At 63.1% G+C, this 18,246-nt stretch carries 13 protein-coding genes; 8 read left to right on the forward strand and 5 right to left on the reverse strand.

What is annotated here, in order from left to right; genetic code table 11:
- From SPHS8_RS00755 to SPHS8_RS00780, 6 genes are all read left to right on the forward strand, one after another.
- A partial coding sequence (locus tag SPHS8_RS00755; protein ID WP_443018536.1) for a beta strand repeat-containing protein occupies positions 1-3,020 on the forward strand: 3,020 nt, incomplete at its 5' end.
- Positions 3,021-3,115: 95 nt separating this feature from the next.
- The gene (locus SPHS8_RS00760; protein WP_236574905.1) at positions 3,116-3,775 is read left to right on the forward strand and encodes an OmpA family protein; all 660 of its coding nucleotides are present in this window, start codon (positions 3,116-3,118) and stop codon (positions 3,773-3,775) included.
- Positions 3,776-3,788: 13 nt separating this feature from the next.
- Complete coding sequence (locus SPHS8_RS00765) at positions 3,789-5,183, forward strand: TolC family protein (protein WP_097091214.1); 1,395 nt, start codon at positions 3,789-3,791, stop codon at positions 5,181-5,183.
- Positions 5,184-5,237: 54 nt separating this feature from the next.
- Positions 5,238-7,397 (forward strand): type I secretion system permease/ATPase, encoded by a 2,160-nt coding sequence (locus tag SPHS8_RS00770; protein ID WP_201513475.1) that lies wholly within the window; start codon positions 5,238-5,240, stop codon positions 7,395-7,397.
- Positions 7,394-8,401, forward strand: a complete 1,008-nt coding sequence (locus SPHS8_RS00775) for a cell wall hydrolase (RefSeq protein WP_201513476.1) — start codon at positions 7,394-7,396, stop codon at positions 8,399-8,401. The genes SPHS8_RS00770 and SPHS8_RS00775 overlap by 4 nt, the downstream gene beginning before the upstream one ends.
- A complete protein-coding gene (locus SPHS8_RS00780; protein WP_097091217.1) occupies positions 8,398-9,672 on the forward strand; it encodes an HlyD family type I secretion periplasmic adaptor subunit in 1,275 nt (424 codons plus the stop codon). Before SPHS8_RS00775 ends, SPHS8_RS00780 begins: the two co-directional genes overlap by 4 nt.
- 14 nt (positions 9,673-9,686) lie before the next feature.
- Here SPHS8_RS00780 and SPHS8_RS00785 read toward each other — a convergent pair whose 3' ends face one another.
- From SPHS8_RS00785 to SPHS8_RS00795, 3 genes are all read right to left on the reverse strand, one after another.
- On the reverse strand, positions 9,687-10,712 hold the full coding sequence (locus tag SPHS8_RS00785; protein ID WP_201513477.1) for a transglutaminase-like cysteine peptidase: 1,026 nt from the start codon (positions 10,710-10,712) through the stop codon (positions 9,687-9,689).
- 113 nt (positions 10,713-10,825) lie between these two features.
- A complete protein-coding gene (gene parE, locus SPHS8_RS00790) occupies positions 10,826-12,799 on the reverse strand; it encodes a DNA topoisomerase IV subunit B (protein WP_201513478.1) in 1,974 nt (657 codons plus the stop codon).
- A gap of 102 nt (positions 12,800-12,901) precedes the next feature.
- Positions 12,902-13,585, reverse strand: a complete 684-nt coding sequence (locus SPHS8_RS00795; RefSeq protein WP_201513479.1) for a GcrA family cell cycle regulator — start codon at positions 13,583-13,585, stop codon at positions 12,902-12,904.
- A 115-nt stretch (positions 13,586-13,700) separates the two neighbouring features.
- On the opposite strand from SPHS8_RS00795, the gene SPHS8_RS00800 reads away from it, so the two are divergent.
- Positions 13,701-14,549: an ABC transporter permease gene (locus SPHS8_RS00800; RefSeq protein WP_201513480.1), complete on the forward strand. Its 849-nt coding sequence runs from the start codon at positions 13,701-13,703 to the stop codon at positions 14,547-14,549.
- Positions 14,550-14,689: 140 nt separating this feature from the next.
- Here SPHS8_RS00800 and SPHS8_RS00805 read toward each other — a convergent pair whose 3' ends face one another.
- Positions 14,690-16,006, reverse strand: coding sequence for a UDP-glucose dehydrogenase family protein (locus tag SPHS8_RS00805; protein WP_097091222.1), 1,317 nt, complete (start codon positions 16,004-16,006; stop codon positions 14,690-14,692).
- A gap of 160 nt (positions 16,007-16,166) precedes the next feature.
- Here SPHS8_RS00805 and wecB point away from each other — a divergent pair, with 160 nt between their 5' ends.
- Entirely contained in the window at positions 16,167-17,312 is a 1,146-nt protein-coding gene (wecB, locus tag SPHS8_RS00810) for a non-hydrolyzing UDP-N-acetylglucosamine 2-epimerase (RefSeq protein WP_201513481.1), read from the forward strand.
- Between the two features lie 31 nt (positions 17,313-17,343).
- Here wecB and SPHS8_RS00815 read toward each other — a convergent pair whose 3' ends face one another.
- The gene (locus SPHS8_RS00815) at positions 17,344-18,225 is read right to left on the reverse strand and encodes a metallophosphoesterase family protein (RefSeq protein ID WP_201513482.1); all 882 of its coding nucleotides are present in this window, start codon (positions 18,223-18,225) and stop codon (positions 17,344-17,346) included.
- Between the last annotated feature and the right edge of the window lie 21 nt (positions 18,226-18,246).

The following is an 18,246-nucleotide window of genomic DNA, read 5'->3' on the forward strand; positions in this document are numbered from 1 at the left end:
TAGTGAGCTACAGCTATACGCTGCTCGCTACCATCGACAATGACAGCAAGACAGGCGCAACCCTTACCGAGTTCGACGACAGCATTGCGCTGAGCGTCACCGGCACCAGCGGCACCAGCGGCAGCGACACGCTGGTCGTGCGGATCGTCGATGATGCTCCACAAGCTGCCAATGACGCAGACAGCGTGACGGAAGGCCTTGGCAACAAGGCTGACGGCAATGTGTTCAGCGGGGTTGGGGGCACGGACGCCAACCCGACCGACGGTACGGCTGACACGATCGGAGCGGATGGCGCAGCGCCGGGCGGCGCGGTGACAGGGGCTCGGGTTGGCACGGAGGCAGGTGGCGGCGCGCTGACGGTGGTGAGCGCTGCGGGCACCGTGATCAGCGGTACTTATGGGGACCTGCTGATCAAAGCGGACGGCAGCTATACCTACACGCTGAAGACTGCGTCCATCCCGGCGGGTGTGGGAAGTGAGACCTTCACCTACCAGATCAAGGACGGCGACGGTGACACCGACCTGGCGCAGCTCGTGATCAGCCTGAACCAGGATGGGCGCGTGCCCGACGTAACGGGCGACACGAGCACGGTCTATGAGGACGGTCTGGCCGATGGCGCGCAGCATGGCGCGACCAGTGAGACCGACACCAGCGGCCAGTTCACGGTCAACGCCAATGGCGAGAGCTACACGCTGACGCTCGACGGCGATCTCAACCCAGCGCAGACCATCACGGCGGTAGGCCAGCAGGTGGTGACCAGCAAGGGCGTGCTGACGATCACCTCGATCTCGGCGCCGGACGTGAACGGTATAGTGACCTATGGCTACAGCTATACGCTGGCCCATGCGCTTACGCACAGCGGGCAGGGCGAGATCAATCCGCTGACCGACACGATCAGCATGACCGTGACCGACGCAACCGGTGACAGCGATGCGACACCGGGGTCGATCGTCATCTCTATCGTGGATGATGTTCCGACATTGTCTTCCGTCACCGATTTGTCGGTGGCGAATTCCATTCACACATACAGCGGCAATGACATCAGTTTCACATATGGCGCCGATCAGGCGGGCAGCATCACGCTCACCCATCTGACTGACATCACGGGTATCGTTTATTCAGGTGATGGCACCGGAACGGTGACGGCCAGCGTGAACGGCAATCCCTACTTCACCATATCCGTTGATCAGACGACGGGCGACTATACGGTGGACGTGCTGACTACACGACCAGTGGTGAACACCCCGCTCAGCTTCAGCAATATCGCACCTGGCAATTACACGACGGTCACGCTGCCGGGCGGGCAATTGTTCGACGGCGTTTCTTACGCCAACGGGACGACGACCGCCCAAGCCTTCACTAACGATGGATCGACGATCAACCCGTCGGGCAACGGCTTCGGTGTGGCGAACAACCTCGTCAATGACAATGAAGGCTTCCTATTCAGCAATCCGGATTCTTCGTCCCTGAGCTTCGATGTGAATTTCCAGCCGAATACATCTTCGGTGACCGTCACATGGGCCACCTACGCGGGTGGCACGCCGGCAGGTGGCGCGGCGCCGCTCCAAACCGGGAGCTTTGTCGTCACGAAGGACGCGGACGGGATCACCCATGTTGATATAGACCCGACGCTGGATTTCGACCACATGGTCGTCCGCTTTGATTACAGTGGAAGCGGCAATCCGGCAGCGCGCGTTGAGAATTTCAGCGTGACGCAGCAGGTCATTCCTGACGACCAAGTGCTGCAATTTGCGGTCACGGTGAAAGATGCAGATGGCGACACCGTCACCAGCACGACGCCTGTTACAACGATAGATATCACGTTCCAAGGCGGTGCGCCGGTTCCGCCGGTGGCGATCGACCTGGATGGCGATGGCCTGGAATTCATCGATCGTTCGGCGGGCGTTACCCATGATTATGGTAGTGGCCTGGTCAGCACCGCCTGGGTTTCGTCCGACGACGGCCTGCTCGCTCATGCGACCGCCGGCTCCTACGATATCGTCTTTGCGGATGATGCGCCGGGGGCGAAGAGCGATCTGGAGGGCCTCCGCCTTGCCTATGACAGCAATGGCGATGCTGTGTTCGACGCCCGTGATGCCGCTTATTCCGAATTCGGCGTGTGGCAGGACCTGAACAGCAACGGGATAGTCGATGGCGGCGAGTTCAAGTCGCTGGCGGACATGGGTATCGCATCGATCAAGCTGACATCCGATGGCCATAATTATCAGGCGGCGGGCGGCGATGTCACGGTGCTGGGGGAAGCGACCTTCACCCGGACCGACGGCACGACGGGCACTGTCGGGGACGTGGTTTTCGCTACCTCTAAGGATGGCGGCCCGGCCAAGACGGAAAGCACGGCCAGCGGCTTCAATCAGGCGTTGGTAGCGGCGAGCCTGGTCGCGGTGGCTGGTGCTGCCGAGACGGTGGAGCAGGTGCCTGCGCCCGCTGTCGCTCAGGCCGAGACCGCGACGGATGCCGTCCCGCTGCCTGCCACGAGTACGGTTGCGGAGCCTGCAAACGACCATGACGCAAGCACGTCGGTATTGAGCGAAAACCAGGAAAGTCATTTCGCGGACCAGCCGGTCGAACAGACGAGCCGTAGCGGTAGCGATGATGCGGCTCAGGATCATTCGACGCTTTCGGACGGGAATGATGCACCGGCCCCTGCCGTCCATGATGATGGCCAGCCGCAGCCCACATTGGACGATCATCAGGGCCTGCTCGCCCAGACGGTCAATCTGCCGAGCTTCGATGCAAATGCGGCGGCGCTCGTTGCGGCGCATGAGGCGGCTGCGAACACCAATGCGGCGGCGCAGGTGGTGGCCGAAGCGCTGGGCGATGCCGGAACGCCAAACATCGACGCTCTGCTGGCCGCGTTGCCAGGGGGCGAGCATGCGGCAGTGCTGCTCAACCCCGTTGCGGGTGAAGCTGCCGATGCCGGGCACGTGATGGCGATGGCGGCGACTGTCTTCGATGCGGCGATGGCTGCGCATGAGGCGATGGCGGTCGCTCACGGGTGATCGCCAGGGTTGGGATTTCTCGCGGGTATATTTGGGGGAGAATGATTATGCGGAACAGGTTGAGAAGCATCGCTTCCTTCGGCCTTGCAGCGGGGATGATGTCTACGGGGGCCTTGGCCGCGCCCGCTTCGCCCCTGCTGCAGATGGGTAGTTCAGAGCTCAAGGGTGCGCTGAAGAGCCGTTATGACACGGCTGTCGCAGCGGCGGGCGACGCAAGCTTGCGGGCAGCGCAGGACAGCCGTTGGACCTGGGCCGTGGAGGCCAAGAACCAGTGCGGCATAGCGCTGGGCTTCATGAAATCCGGCACTAGGGATGCGGACAGCATCAACAAGTGCGACGACTTTGTGGCACGCCTATCGGCGCCGCCACCGCCGCCGGTGCCGGCCGCAGCTTCAGCCCCACCCGCGCTGGACTGTACGGCACCGGCGGTGTCCATTTTCTTTGATTGGAACATGGATACGCCGCTGCCCGAGGGTGCTGCGACGATCAGTCAGGTGACGCAGTCCGCCGCTCGATGTGGTTGGACCCGCTTTGGCATCACCGGCTATACCGACACCTCGGGCGGCACGGGCTATAATGATGCCCTGTCGCTGCGCCGGGCGCAGAATGTCGCCGGGCTGATGGCCCAGGGCGGCATCGCGATGGATGCGATGACCGTCAGCGGGTTGGGCGAGACCCAACTCAAGATCGAAACAGCCGACAATGTGCGCGAACCGATGAATCGTCGGGTCGAAGTCACTGCCAGCGCGAATTGAGGGGAGCGCGATCATGACAATCCTGCGCAAGACATGCGGCAGCCTGATGGCTCTGTGCGCCGCGACCATGGCAACGAGCGGCTGGGCACAGACCACCGATCTCAAGAGCGCCATCGCCGCCGCGATCGACAGCCATCCGGAAATCAATCAGGCGATCCAGAACAAGGAAGCGATCGAGTTCGAGCGGGAACAGGCCAAGGGCTTGTATCTGCCCCGAGTCAGCGTGGAAGGATCGGCTGGTATTCGCCGGCTGGAGAACAACACGCGGCGGACGCTGGGTATCGGCGACCAGACGCTTTATCCACTGGAAGCGAGCGTCCTGGCGGAACAGACGCTGTTCGATTCCGGCTACCGCAGCGCCGAAAAGCGGCGTCAGGCCGCCCGGATCGACGGCGCGGCTCTGCGCGTGGGCGAACGGTCGCAGTTCGTTGCGTTGAACGTCACGCGCCAATATCTCGACTATATGCTGCAACAGCGCGTCGTAGCAGCGGCGGAGGATAACATCGCCTTCCACCGCAAGCTGCTCGGCGACCTGGGCGAGGGCGTGTCGAAGGGCTCGATCAGCATCGCCGACCAGCAGCAGGCCGAAGAGCGTCTGCAATCCGCGCTGGTGCGCAAGAGCGAGGCCGAGCAGGACCTGACCAACGCGGCGATCAGCTTCCGGACGCTCACGGGGCTTTCCATCGATCAGGTGTCGATGCCTGATTCAGTGATGAGCGCAGTCCCGCCGACGCTGGACGAAGCAATAGCGGGCGCGCGCACCAACAATCCCCTGATCCGGGAAGCGGAGGCCGACATTCAGGCGGCTCATGCCGTCGTCGACGAGGCGGAGTCCGAGCTTGGGCCGAAGGTTGTGCTGGAAGGGCGTGGCCGCATCGGCGAGGATGTCGATGGCTTCCGTGGCAGCACCAATGACGTTCAGGGGCGTGTCGTCCTGCGTTGGCAACTGTTCGACGGCGGAATCAACCGGGCGAAGGTCCAGGAAATGACCCGCCGGGCAAGCGAGGCGCGTTTCCGCCTCAGCCAGCGTCAGCGGGAGGCGGAAGACGATGTCCGCACCGCCTGGAACCGCTGGGACACGGAAAAGAAGCGTCTGACCGACCTTTCGCGTCAGGCAACCGTGTCGGATTCCTTGCTGGTGTCTTACCGCGAGCAGTTCAACGTTGGACGCCGTTCGCTGCTTGACGTGCTGGACAGCCAGAACACGCGTTTCAATACGCAGGTGCGGACGGAAACGGCCCGCTTCTCCGAGATCTTCGCGCAATATCAGATCTTGGCGGCGACCAATCAGCTGCTCGACACTCTGGGGATTGCCCAGCCTTCGGGCGCTAATCCTTATGCGCGCAAAAAATATGATGTTCCGGATCTGCCGCCCGCCGAATTGCAGCGGCGGCGCTATCCGGGCTGAGTTTCCATCTTTGGGGGTCACCCCGGCTTCGGCTGGGGTGGCGCGGGGTAAACAATGTTGGAACGAAGCACATTAAGTCTGGCCGAATGGCTGGACCATCAGGGTACGCCCGGCGACGAATTGAGTGAGTGTATCGCCCATGTCGCGCGGCATTTCGATCGATCCCCCGGGATCGTCGCGTTACGGGCGGGCCTTGCCGTTGATGAGTCGGGGCGCTTGCCCTTTCATCAGGCGGAATCCGCACTGGATCAGATCGGCCTGCTGAGCGACCATGTCCGCGGCCGTCTGGAAAAATGGCGGCCTGCCAATCTGCCCGCCATCCTGCCGCTGAGAGGCGAGCGCTTTCTCCTCCTGCTGGATCTGAAGCAGGGCGACGCGCTGATCCAACTGCCTCATGCGAGTGAGCCGGTGTGGGCCCGGCTTTCCGATCTGGAGCCTTATTTTCTTGGCGAGGCGCTGGCGGTCAATGCTGACCACGGCCGCGAGCGGGCCGAGGAACGGCCGTGGGACGAACGGGCACGGCAGCATTGGTTCTGGCGCGAAGTCTGGCGGGCGCGGGACTCCTTAGGCTATGTCATGCTGGCGGCGGGGATCATCAATCTTCTCGCCTTTGCGCTGCCGCTGTTCACGATGAACGTCTATGACCGGATCATCCCGAACAAGGCGGCGTCCAGCCTTTGGGTGCTGGGCGCAGGCGTCATGCTGGCCTTTGGCCTCGACTTCGCGCTGAGGCTCGCCCGGGCCCGGCTGGTCGATGAGGCTGGCCGGGACATTGACGAGCGCCTGTCGCAGCGATTGTTCGAGAAGGTGATGAATGTGCCGCTCGCCAGCCGGGCGGGCAGCACCGGGGCTCTGGCGCGGCGCGTGTCGGAATTCGAAAGCGTCCGGGAGTTCTTCACATCGACGACCGTGGTGCTGGTGGTGGACCTCAGTTTCCTGTTCGTGTTCGTCGGCATCATCGCGCTGCTGGGTGGTTGGCTCGCGATCGTCCCTGTCGTCATGATCGGGGTCATGGCGACGGCGGGCTATTTCCTGCAGCGTTCCATGGCGGCGCTGTCGCGTGACGCGCAAGCGGATGCCAGCCTGCAAAGTGCGGCGCTGGTGGAAGCAATCGGCGGCATGGAAACGCTGAAGGCATGCCGCGCCGAAGGGCGGATGCTCGACCGGTGGCGCCGTTACGCTCGAATGAGTGCATCGACGCAGGAAAAGCTGCGGCGGCTGAGTTCGACCAGCGTGACGCTCGCATCGCTGTGCCAGCAGGTGACGAGCATCGCGCTGGTGATCGGCGGCTTCTATATGTTCGCGGCTGGCGACATCACCATGGGCGCGATTATCGCGATCGTCATGCTGGCGGGCCGGTCATTGGCGCCCGTCGGGCAGCTGGCCTTCGTGATTGTCCGCGCACGGCAGGCGATGACGACGCTGGGCAGCCTGCAGACGCTGATCGACCAGCCGGACGAGCGGCTGGATGGCGCGCGTGGCATCATTCCCAAGGTGCGCAAGGGTGCGATCGACGCCAAGGGGCTGGAGTTCAGCTATCCCGGCGCCACCCAACCGAGTCTGAAGGGCATCGATCTGCGTATCGAGCCGGGCGAACGGATCGGCATCATCGGGCGCGTGGCATCTGGCAAGTCGACGCTGGGGCGAGTGTTGTGCGGCCTCTATCCGCCAGGCGGTGGCATGCTGACCATCGATGATGTGGACAGCCGCCAATATCATCCGCACGAACTGCGCTCCGCCTTCCGCTATGTCGGACAGGATGCGGAACTGTTCAGCGGCTCGGTGCGCGAAAACCTGTTGCTGGGCGCACGGGACGCCGACGATGAGAAGCTGCTGGACGCGCTGGAGCGTTCGGGCGCGTCCCGCTTCTTCGGGCGCGATGCCGCCGGGTTCGACCTGCACATCGGCGAGCGCGGCAGCCGTTTGTCGGGCGGGCAGCGCAGCTTTCTGGTGCTGGCACGGGCATTGGTGGAACCGGCCCGGCTGCTCTTTCTCGATGAGCCGACCGGAGCGATGGACAATCAGACGGAAAACCTTTTCGTCGATCATTTGGCAAAGGCATTGGAGCCGGAGCAGACGCTGATCGTATCGACGCACCGGCATGCGCTGCTGCGCATCGTCGATCGGCTGATCGTGATCGATCAGGGCGTGGTTCTGGCGGACGGGCCACGCGACGAGGTTATCGGGCAGCTTCAGAAGGGAGCGGTGCAATGAGCGCGCTATCCGCACGTGAAGCATCCCTGCTCGGCGTGACTTGTGCGCTTGTCACGGTCTTGGGTGCAGGAGTGGCCGGCTGGCATAGTGACCCTGCTCCCCACAGGTCGGTCCAGACAAAGATCATGGACGATGTGCCCGCCATTCCCCGTCAATATCGCGCACTGGTCAACATTACCGAACGCGAAGCCGCGCCCTTGACGACTGGGCAGGAGGCGGAGGCGCGGAATGACAGGCTCAGGTTTACGCAGGGGGCTGTTGCGGCAGCATCGCCTTTTCGGGCCCTTCAATCAGCAGGCGAGGACAGGAGCCGCGCGCTGCAATGCCTGACGCAGGCCATCTATTATGAAGCGGCTGCTGAACCGGAAAGCGGCCAGCGCGCGGTGGCGCAGGTCGTGCTCAACCGTGTGCGTCATCCCGCCTTCGCCAAGACGGTGTGCGGCGTGGTGTATCAGCGCTTCGACGCGTCCGTATGCCAATTCAGTTTCGTGTGTGATGGGTCGATCGCGCGGCGGCCGGTGGCTGTGCTCTGGAACCGGGCACAGCGGATCGCGGCGGCGGCGCTGGCGGGCGAGGTTGAACCCAGTGTGGGCACGGCCACCCATTATCATGCGGATTATGTGTTTCCTGGATGGGCGCCGCACCTGGCAAAGCTGGCGAAGATCGGCGCGCACATCTTCTATCGCTGGCCGGGCACCTGGGGCCTGCCACGCGCCTTTGTCGGACGCTATGCCGGTGGTGAATATATCCCCGCCTTCAATCCGGCGCAGACGGCGGCGGTGAGCGAGCCGGAGATCGATTATCCACCAATCGCGGCGCTGCCGGAACGGCGGGCGGCCAATGATGTGGGCGGACGCATGGACCCGACCAAAGGGTGGAAGCTGTCCATCCCTGATCCTTCGCAAGGTGGCGGTGCGCTCAGCACCATGCTGGCGGCGCAGGAAAAGGCGAAGGCGGTAGCGCTCGCTGCCGATGAACATGCAATGCAAGAGGCAAAACCATGATGGGGCGCTGGATCGACTGGCTGCGGGGGCAGCCGGGCAACAAGCAGGTCATCCTTTATAGCGGCGGGGGCATGCTGGCGTTCCTCTTGTGGGCCAGCCTCGCGCCAGTGGACGAAGTGACGCATGGGCAGGGGCGGGTGATCCCGTCAAGCAAGGCGCAGGTGATCCAGTCCGCCGAACCGACCACGATCGAAGAGATATTGGTCCGGTCGGGGCAGAAGGTCAGCAAGGGACAGCTGCTGGTGCGGCTGGATGACGCGATGTTGGCATCCGAGCTGGGGCAGTTGCAGGCGGAGACGCGATCGCTTGCCGCGCGGGCAGGAAGGCTGGAGAAGGAAGGCACTGGAGCGGGCGAAAATTGCACGACCGGTGGCCCCGAATGTCAGCAGGAGCAGGCGCTCGCGGCCGTCCGTCAATCGGCGCTCCGCAGCAAGCAGGATGGGCTGTCCGCTCAGGTGGAGCAGCGCCGCCGGGAACTGGGCGAGGCGCAGGCCACGATCGACAGCCTGGGTGGCAGCGTCCAACTGGCGCGGCAACGGGTGGCGATGTTGGAGCCACTGGCCGCGAAGTCCATTATCCCGCAGACCGAATTGCTCGATGCCCGGCGTGATCTGGTGGATGCGCAGGGGCGGCTCAACGCGGCGCAGCAGCAGGCGTCACGCGCATCCGCCGCGATCCGCGAGGCGCAGGCGCAGCTGTCGGAAGCCAATTACCAGTTCCGTCAGGATGCTTTGAACGAGCGCAGCCAATTGGAGGCGAAGATCGCCGTCAACAGTGAGTCTCTGCGGGGGGCGAAGGGCCGGGCACAGCGCGCGGAAATTCGCTCGCCAGTCGATGGCGTCGTCAACGATGTGCAAGTGACGACCATCGGCGGCTTCGTGACTGCGGGTCAGAAGATCATGCAGATTGTGCCCATCGGAGACAAGCTGCTGGTAGAGACGCGGGTGAAGCCAAACGACATCGCCTTCATCAAGACCGGTGATCGCGCCGTGGTGAAGGTGACGGCATACGACTTTTCCATCTACGGCGGCCTGAGCGGGACCGTGCAGCAGGTTTCAGCCGACAGCGTCTATGACGAAGCGACGCGGGAGGCCTATTTCACGGTGGTCGTCGAAACGGACCGGGCATGGCTTGGGTCGGGCGCGCACAAACTGCCGATCACACCCGGCATGGTGTGCGATGTCGAGATATTGACGGGCCGCAAATCGGTACTCGCCTACCTGCTGAAGCCGATCATGAAGGCGCGCGCGGAGGCGTTGCGGGAGCGGTAAGGCAGTGGGTCTTGTCAGCGAGCGGCGAACTGGACCGGGTGCGGCGTCGTCACGCGATAGCCGTGGGTCCAGCGGCCATAAGCGTTGAAGCTCATGATCGGCCGATAATCGCTGACGGCAGACGAAGGCAGTACCCTGTCTGTCATATTGTCGAGCACCATCAATTCATGGCCTAAACGTACCGCGAGCACCGCGTGATCGGCCTGCCGTACCAAGTCTCGCGCGATGACTAGGAACATGGCGCGCCGGTCGAAGCCTGCCGCTTCCAGCAGTTGCATCTTTGCGATGGCGTAGTCTTCGCAGTCGCCGACCCCGCGCTGTAGCGACTGGCTGGCCGAAGCCCAGCTGTCGCGCCCCTGCCGGTCATCAGCGAAGCGCAGGCGGTTGTTGACCCAGCGATTCACCATCTCCACCTGTTGAAGCCCGGCGGCGGCGCGGGCCGACCGCAAGAAGCTTGCGGATATGACGGGAGCGGAAGCCGATCGGGCGATTGCCGCCCATTTGTTGTCGAGCGGTGTCCGGCTTACCGCCATCGCCACCGATCCGAAGATATCCGGCTGTCCCGCGCGTGGCGCTGGAGCAGATGGCAGCGGCGTGGCCTTAGGCATGACGAAGGTAGCGGCTGGTGCTGTCATCAGCTCGCGCATGAAGGCCGGGACAAGGTCGGGTTGTTTGTAACTGAGCGAAGACTGGTTCAGCATCAACCGGACGCCTTGCAATTCCCACCCAGGCATCTGCGACAGCATCCGCTCGACCCGGCTGCCGTTGACGACGGCCTGCGGTTCGGCAAGCGGCGACGCCCAGTTCAAGGAAGATCCGCTCCCTTGCTGCGCGCTGATGGCGGTGAGGCGGCTCATGCCGCCCGCGAGCAGGGTGGATGCGAGACGGTCGGCCTGACCGTAGGCTGCACCGCTTGTCGTCGAACTGAGCACGGCGGCCGGAGCAGGGGCTTGGGCGAATGCGGCGCCGCTCTGAAGCGTCAGCAGCAGGATCGGAGCGGCGCGTGGCGCGATGCGAAGGATCGGGGCGAAGCCTGACATGCTTGCCCGTATCGCCCGGAAAATTGAACATCCCGTGGCCCGCCGTGGTTAATGCTGCGGTAGCCACGAAATCGCGACAGGCTCAGTGCCGGGTTGCTGATGCGCAAATAGGGTCAGGCGTCGATCGCTTCTTCGTCCACCGTTGCGGCATTTTCCTGGATGAAGGCGAAGCGGTGAGCGGGATTGGTGCCCATCAGCCGCTCAACCAATTCGCGCACTTGCTGACGATCTTCGACATCATCGGGCAGGGTGATGCGGATGAGGCTGCGGGTCTTGGGGTCCATGGTGGTCTCGCGCAGCTGGCTCGGGTTCATTTCGCCAAGCCCTTTGAAACGGCTGACCTCCACCTTCTTCCCCTTGAACTCGGTGCGCAACAGTTCCTCGCGATGGGCGTCGTCGCGCGCGTAGAGGCTCTTGCCCCCGGCGACGAGGCGATACAGCGGCGGCTGGGCGAGATACAGATGCCCACGCCGCACCAGTTCGGGCATCTCCTGGAAGAAGAAGGTCATGAGCAGCGTCGCGATATGCGCGCCATCGACATCGGCGTCGGTCATGATGACGATGCGCTCATAGCGCAGATTGTCCGGATTGCAGTCCTTCCGTGTCCCGCAACCAAAGGCCAGGATCATGTCCGCGATTTCCTGGTTCGCCAGGATCTTTGCGTTGTTCGCGGACGCGACGTTCAGGATCTTGCCGCGCAGGGGCAGGATCGCTTGTGTCTTGCGGTCGCGCGCCTGCTTGGCCGATCCGCCTGCCGAGTCGCCTTCGACCAGGAAGATTTCCGTGCCCTCCGGATCGTCGGTCGAACAGTCGGTGAGCTTGCCGGGCAAGCGCAGCTTGCGCGCTGAGGTTGCCGTCTTGCGCTTGACCTCTTTTTCCGCCTTGCGCTTCAGACGCTCGTCCATGCGATCGACGACATAGGCGAGCAGCGCCTTGCCCCTCTCCATATGGTCAGAGAGGAAGTGGTCGAAATGGTCGCGCACCGCGTTTTCGACGAGGCGAGCGGCTTCGGGGCTGGTGAGGCGGTCCTTGGTCTGGCTCTGGAATTGCGGATCGCGGATGAAGACGGACAGCATGATTTCCGACGACGTCACGATGTCGTCGGCGGTGATGTCCTTCGCCTTCTTGTTCCCCACCAGCTCGGCAAACGCGCGGATGCCCTTCACCAGAGCGGCGCGCAGACCGGTCTCGTGCGTGCCGCCATCGGGCGTCGGGATGGTGTTGCAATACCAGCTATAGCTGCCGTCCGACCAAAGCGGCCAAGCGATCGCCCATTCGACGCGACCGGCAGCGTCTGGGAAATCCTGGCTTCCCGAAAAGAAAGCGGTGGTTGCGCATTCGCGCGTGCCGATCTGCTCTTTTAAATGATCGGCAAGACCGCCGGGAAACTGGAACACCGCTTCGGCAGGGGTATCGTCGCTGATCAGCTCAGGCGCGCATTTCCAACGGATTTCGACGCCCGCGAACAGATAGGCCTTGGACCGCGCGAGCCGGTAAAGGCGCGCGGGCTTGAACTTCTGCTCGCCGAAAATCTCATGATCGGGGATGAAGCTGACCGACGTGCCGCGCCGGTTGGGTGCGGCACCGACTTTTTCGAGCCCGCTGGTCGGCAAGCCTTGGGCGAAGCTTTGTCGAAACAGCTCCTTATTGATTGCGACTTCCACAACGGTGACGACGGAAAGGGCGTTCACGACGCTGATACCGACGCCGTGAAGGCCGCCGGAGGTCGCATAAGCCTTGTCCGTGAACTTGCCGCCGGAATGAAGTGTGGTGAGGATCACCTCCAGCGCCGACTTGCCGGGGAATTTCGGGTGCATGCCGACTGGGATGCCACGGCCATTGTCAGTGATGGTCAGCTTGTTGCCGGGTTCCAGCGTCACCTCGATCCGGGTGGCGTGCCCCGCGACCGCTTCGTCCATGCTGTTGTCGAGCACTTCGCTGGCAAGGTGATGCAGGGCCCGTTCGTCCGTGCCGCCGATATACATGCCGGGGCGGCGGCGCACTGGCTCCAGCCCTTCCAGCACTTCGATGGAGGAGGCGTCGTAGCCGGAAGAGGAAAGGGGCTGGCTCGCGAACAGATCGGACATGCGCACAAGCTATAGGCGGGTGGGCGGCGGGCGCAAGCAGGAGGAATGAAGAAGGGCCGGTCTCATCGACCGGCCCGTGATATTCTAGAGGTAAGCGAAGCGTCAGCGTACGCGCGGCCCGCCGAAGGGCAGCGGCGGCGGGGGACGGCGCGTACCGCGGGGCAGTTGAGCCTGATAGGCGCGGCCGCAATGTTCGACGCAATAGGGAAAGCCCGGATTTACGGCTTCACCGCAGAAATGGAAGTCCGGTTCGCCCGGATGGCCCATAGGCCATTTGCAGATACGCTCGGTCAGGTCGAGCAGCGTCGTCTTGCCTGCGATCTCCGGGCTTGGTTTGGCAGGGACCAGGCGGCGCGGTGGCGCGGGGGGGATCGGAGCCTGCTGGTCGCCGGGGCCCTGGCGCAGGAAGCCACCCGGTCCGACCGATATGATGCGTGGTTGCGGCGCGGGGGCGGGGGTTTCCGCGGAAGGTGCCGCAGCAGATTGCGCGGGAGCGGGCGCGACCGGCGGGGCAGGCCGCGCGGGCGTTGGTGCGCTATGCTGCTGCACGGGTGCGGCAGGCTTGGGCGCTTCGGCCTCCGGCGCAGCTTTCCGGACGGGCGCGGTCTTCTTGGGCGCTTCGTTCGGCTTAACGGGCGATGGGCGCGACTGCAGGCCAAGGCGATGCGCCTTGCCGATCACGGCATTACGGCTGACCCCGCCCAGTTCGTCCGCGATCTGGCTGGCGGTCAGGCCTTTTTCCCACATTGCCTTGAGCTGGTCGATACGCTCGTCGGTCCAGGACAATGAATGACTCCTCAAATTCTCTGGCTAGCGCCCTATATGGGACGCGCCTGCACAGGTTAAAGCCCGTGCACAACGCCCTTGCGGCACAACAGACCAGCCGATAGTCGATCGAAGCATGAACGAACAGCCCCAATTTTCCGTACCCGCCTCTTCGCGGCCCGCTTTTCATGAACCGGGTGAGCTCGTCATCCGCAACGTCAATTGGGCGGGCACGCGTGCGCTGTACCGGAAGGAGGTGCGCCGCTTCATGAAGGTGCAGCTCCAGACCATCTGGGCGCCCGCCGTCACGACGCTGATGTTCCTCATCATTTTCTCGATTGCCCTGGGAGGTGCGAACCGGCAGGTGCTGGGCGTTCCCTTCGCGGACTTCATCGCGCCCGGGCTCATGATCATGGGCATGATGAACAATGCGTTCGCCAACAGCAGCTTCTCCCTGCTCGCGGGCAAGATGCAGGGTACGTTGATCGACTATCTGATGCCGCCCTTGTCCAACAGTGAATTGCTGCTGGCTCTTGTCGGTGCGGCAGTGACGCGGGCATTCTGCGTCGGACTCGCCCTGTGGGGAGCGATGGCGCTGTGGCCGGGCGTCCATGTTACGCCTGCACATCCCTGGGCGATCGCCTGGTTTGGCCTGATGGGAGCGGCACTGACGGCGTTCATTGGCGTATTGACATCGATCTGGGCGGAAAAGTTCGATCATGCCGCTGCGATCACCAATTTCGTGATCGGGCCGATGACGCTGCTGTCCGGTACATTCTATTCCATCGATCGACTGGCGCCAGTATTCCAGGCGATCAGCCATGCCAACCCGTTTTTCTATGCAATCTCAGGGTTCCGCTATGGGTTCGTGGCGGCGGCCGATGGAGACGTGGTGGTGGGCAGCATCGTACTTTTGGTGCTCAACATCGCGCTGGCGCTGCTGTGCTATATTCTTCTGAAGCGTGGTTGGAAGCTTAAGGCTTGATATGTGGCGAATGGGTCAGATGAAGCCCGCTATCACTGGGATGACTTGGGTCAGGACGAACAGAGCCGCCGCGGCGGCCAACCAATGACGGAGGCGGGGAAGGCGGGGACCGTCCCAGCCTTCCCCGGAGCGAAAATCCATCAGATCACGCCCTTGCCACCTACTCGGGTAAGGGCGAAGCCTGCTGCCTCTGCTTCGCTGCGCGGATAAATATTGCGCAGGTCGATCAGCAGCGGCGTGTTCATCGAACCGGCAAGGCGCTTTAGATCAAGCGCGCGGAAGATGTCCCATTCAGTGACGAGCACCAGGGCGTCGGCGCCGGTTGCCGCCTCATAAGCGTCCTTCGCCATCGATACGCCCGGCATCATCGGCTTGGCGACATCCATGCCTTCGGGATCATAGGCGACGATCCGGGCGCCTGCATCCTCCAGCGCCTGCACGATCGCGAGGCTGGGGGCATCACGCATGTCGTCAGTGTTGGGTTTGAAGGTGAGGCCGAGCAGCGCGACGGTCTTGCCGCGCGCTTCGCCACCCAGCGCCTTCACGATCTTGCGGCCCATGGCGCGCTTGCGCAGGTCATTTACCTGCACCACCGTTTCCACGATGCGGATCGGCGTGTCATAATCCTGCCCGGTCTTCACCAGCGCCAGTGTGTCCTTCGGGAAGCAGGAACCGCCATAGCCGGGACCCGCGTGCAGAAACTTGCTGCCGATCCTGTTGTCGAGGCCGATGCCGCGCGACACGTCCTGCACCTCCGCGCCGACCGCTTCGCACAGGTCCGCCATCTCGTTGATGAAGGTGATCTTGGTCGCCAGGAAGGCGTTGGCTGCATATTTGATCAGTTCGGCCGTCCGGCGGCCCGTGAACATCACCGGCGCTTGATTGAGGTTCAATGGCCGATAAATCTGGGCCATCACAGCGGTCGCCCGTTCGTTGCCGGTGGTGCCCACCACCACGCGGTCGGGCCGCTTGAAATCGCTGATCGCGGCGCCCTCGCGCAGGAATTCGGGGTTGGAGACCACCTGAATATCCATGCCTGGGCGGACTTCATGGACGATGCGTTCGACTTCATCGCCTGTCCCAACGGGCACGGTTGACTTCGTGACGATGACGGTGGGACCATCCACTGCTTGCGCGATCTCGCGTGCCGCAGCGTAGACGTAGCTGAGGTCCGCATGGCCATCGCCACGGCGCGAAGGCGTGCCGACGGCGATGAAGATAGCATCCGCGCCCTTCACGCCCGCAGCAAGGTCAGTCGTGAAAGTCAATCGCCCCGCCGCGGCGTTATTTGCCACCAGTTGATCGAGGCCGGGTTCGTAGATCGGCATGCGGCCAGACAAGATCGCGTCGATCTTGGCAGCATCCTTGTCGACGCACACCACGTCATGGCCGAAATCGGCGAAGCAGGCACCTGATACCAGGCCGACATATCCCGTGCCGATCATCGTGATCTTCATAAATTACCCACTGCCTCGTTCGAAAAAATGAAGGATTGACCGGGCCCTAGCATAGGTCATTGCACCTGCGAAAGCGCGCGTCGGAATTACCCCTTGTTCAGGGGATGGTTACGATTTGCTGGCAGGGGGTAGCCTTAAAGGCTCGCATCAAGGGGCGAATATGAAAGTTGCGGTGGTATTCGGGACACGTCCCGAAGCGATCAAGCTGTTTCCTGTCATCCATGCGTTGAGCGCGCGCGATCATGTCGATGTGCGCGTGATCGTCACGGCGCAGCATAGGGGTTTGCTGGACCAGGTTCTCGACATTGCGGGCATAAGGCCGGACATCGACCTGGACGTGATGACGCCGAACCAGACGCTGGATGGACTGACGGCCAAGCTGATCGTCGATCTCGGCAAAGCGTTCGATGCAGAAAGGCCTGACCGCATCATCGTGCATGGCGACACGCTGACGACCATGGTTGCGAGCCTCGCTGCCTATTACCGGCAAATTCCGGTCGCTCATGTGGAGGCCGGGCTGCGCAGCGGAGATATTTATCACCCCTGGCCGGAGGAGGTGAACCGGCGGGTTGTCGCTTGCGTGGCCGACATGAACTTCGCCCCGACCCATGCTGCGGCCGAAGCTCTTTTGCGCGAGAGCCGCGAGCCGTCCGGCATCCATGTCACTGGCAATACCGTGATCGATGCTCTGCTTACGACGCGCGAAAGGATCGTCGCAATGCCTGGGCTTGCGTCTGGCCTGGATCAGTTGGCGACGCGATTTGCAGGAAAGCGCATCCTCGCCGTCACCAGCCATCGGCGGGAGAATTTCGGCGGCGGCATGGAGGCGATCGCCCGCTCCATTGCTGACATCGCGGCACGTCCGGACATCGCCGTGATCTTTCCCGTTCACCCCAATCCAAATGTGCGCCCGATCATGGAGGCTGTTCTGGGCGGATTGCAGAACGTCGCGATGATCGAACCACTTGATTATCCCCATTTCGTAAGGCTGCTGGACATGTGCCATCTGGTTCTGACCGACAGCGGTGGCGTGCAGGAGGAGGCTCCGTCGCTCGGCAAGCCGGTGCTCGTCATGCGCGAAACGACGGAACGTCCCGAAGGGGTAGCGGCTGGGACCGCCAAGCTGGTGGGCACAGATCGCGCCCGGATAGTTCGCGAGGTCCTGTCGCTGCTTGATGACGAAGCAGCCTACCGTGCAATGGCGCGCGCGCATAATCCATTTGGCGACGGTCGCGCTTCGGAGCGGATCGCAGCCATCATCGCATCAGGAAGCGCAGAGACGGAAGGGCTGGACGAGGCAGCATAGCTTAGCGCGCCGACTTTTCATGCCTCGGCCGTCAGGCGCGGGCGGCTTGCGCCACGCGGACGCCGGGGCGAGCGGAGGGGTCTGCCAGTTCACGCGCCTGCCAACCGTCCGCGTCCCGGCTATATTCGACATGGTGGCCGCGCTGGAAGCTTGCGCCGTCCCAGACGATGACTTGCAGTTCGATCCGGTCGTTGCGGTGGACGTGGAGCCAGTTGAAGCTTTGCGGTTCGGCATTGCGCAGGCGGGTCGACGTGGCGGTGCCAGCCTGGATGACGAGCGCGCCGCCCGCGTCTGCGACCATCTTTTGCGCGGATTCGGCGTAGGTGCGGTGGAAATGCCCCGCGAGCGCGATATGGATGCCCGCTTCCGCCGCTGCTTCGACCGCGTCATCATGACGGCCGACGGCTTCGCTGAGTTCGCCGCCCTTGCCGATTGGCATGGCGAATAAGGGGTGGTGAGTAACGAGGATGCGCGTTTTTTCCGGCGCGACCGGGGAAAAGCGTTTCTTGATCATGTTCATTTGATCATGATTGATGCGCCCGTCCTTGATCGTCAGCGACCGGGCGGTGTTGATACCCAGGATCGCGACCTTTTCATCCTCATACCAGGGGCAAAGCTCATTGCTGATATAGCGCTTGTAGCGGCGTAGCGGCGCGGCGAAGCGGCGAAAAACGTCATAGAGCGGCACGTCATGATTGCCGGGGATGACGAGCAGGCGCATGCCCGCGGCGCGCAGCCGGTTGAGCCAGGCGGATGCGGCGCGGAACTGCTCGACACGGGCGCGCTGGGTGAAATCGCCGCTGATGATGACGAGGTCGGGCTGGCTGCGTTCGAGCCAGGCTTCGGTGGCGGATACGATCTTGGGATCATTGGCGCCGAAATGAACGTCGGACAGGTGAGCGATGCGAGCCATGGCCTTCCAACGACTGTTCAT

This window comes from Sphingobium sp. S6 (assembly GCF_905120495.1).
Taxonomy (GTDB): Bacteria; Pseudomonadota; Alphaproteobacteria; order Sphingomonadales; family Sphingomonadaceae; genus Sphingobium; species Sphingobium agri.

Excerpts from the sequence above, each read along its gene's own strand:
- SPHS8_RS00805 (WP_097091222.1), bottom strand. The coding sequence starts at position 16,006 with ATGAAGATCACGATGATCGGCACGGGATATGTCGGCCTGGTATCAGGT.
- SPHS8_RS00780 (WP_097091217.1), top strand. The coding sequence starts at position 8,398 with ATGATGGGGCGCTGGATCGACTGGCTGCGGGGGCAGCCGGGCAACAAG.
- SPHS8_RS00760 (WP_236574905.1), top strand. The coding sequence starts at position 3,116 with ATGATGTCTACGGGGGCCTTGGCCGCGCCCGCTTCGCCCCTGCTGCAG.
- SPHS8_RS00815 (WP_201513482.1), bottom strand. The coding sequence starts at position 18,225 with ATGGCTCGCATCGCTCACCTGTCCGACGTTCATTTCGGCGCCAATGAT.
- SPHS8_RS00770 (WP_201513475.1), top strand. The coding sequence starts at position 5,238 with ATGTTGGAACGAAGCACATTAAGTCTGGCCGAATGGCTGGACCATCAG.
- SPHS8_RS00800 (WP_201513480.1), top strand. The coding sequence starts at position 13,701 with ATGAACGAACAGCCCCAATTTTCCGTACCCGCCTCTTCGCGGCCCGCT.
- wecB (WP_201513481.1), top strand. The coding sequence starts at position 16,167 with ATGAAAGTTGCGGTGGTATTCGGGACACGTCCCGAAGCGATCAAGCTG.
- SPHS8_RS00775 (WP_201513476.1), top strand. The coding sequence starts at position 7,394 with ATGAGCGCGCTATCCGCACGTGAAGCATCCCTGCTCGGCGTGACTTGT.
- SPHS8_RS00785 (WP_201513477.1), bottom strand. The coding sequence starts at position 10,712 with ATGTCAGGCTTCGCCCCGATCCTTCGCATCGCGCCACGCGCCGCTCCG.
- SPHS8_RS00765 (WP_097091214.1), top strand. The coding sequence starts at position 3,789 with ATGACAATCCTGCGCAAGACATGCGGCAGCCTGATGGCTCTGTGCGCC.
- parE (WP_201513478.1), bottom strand. The coding sequence starts at position 12,799 with ATGTCCGATCTGTTCGCGAGCCAGCCCCTTTCCTCTTCCGGCTACGAC.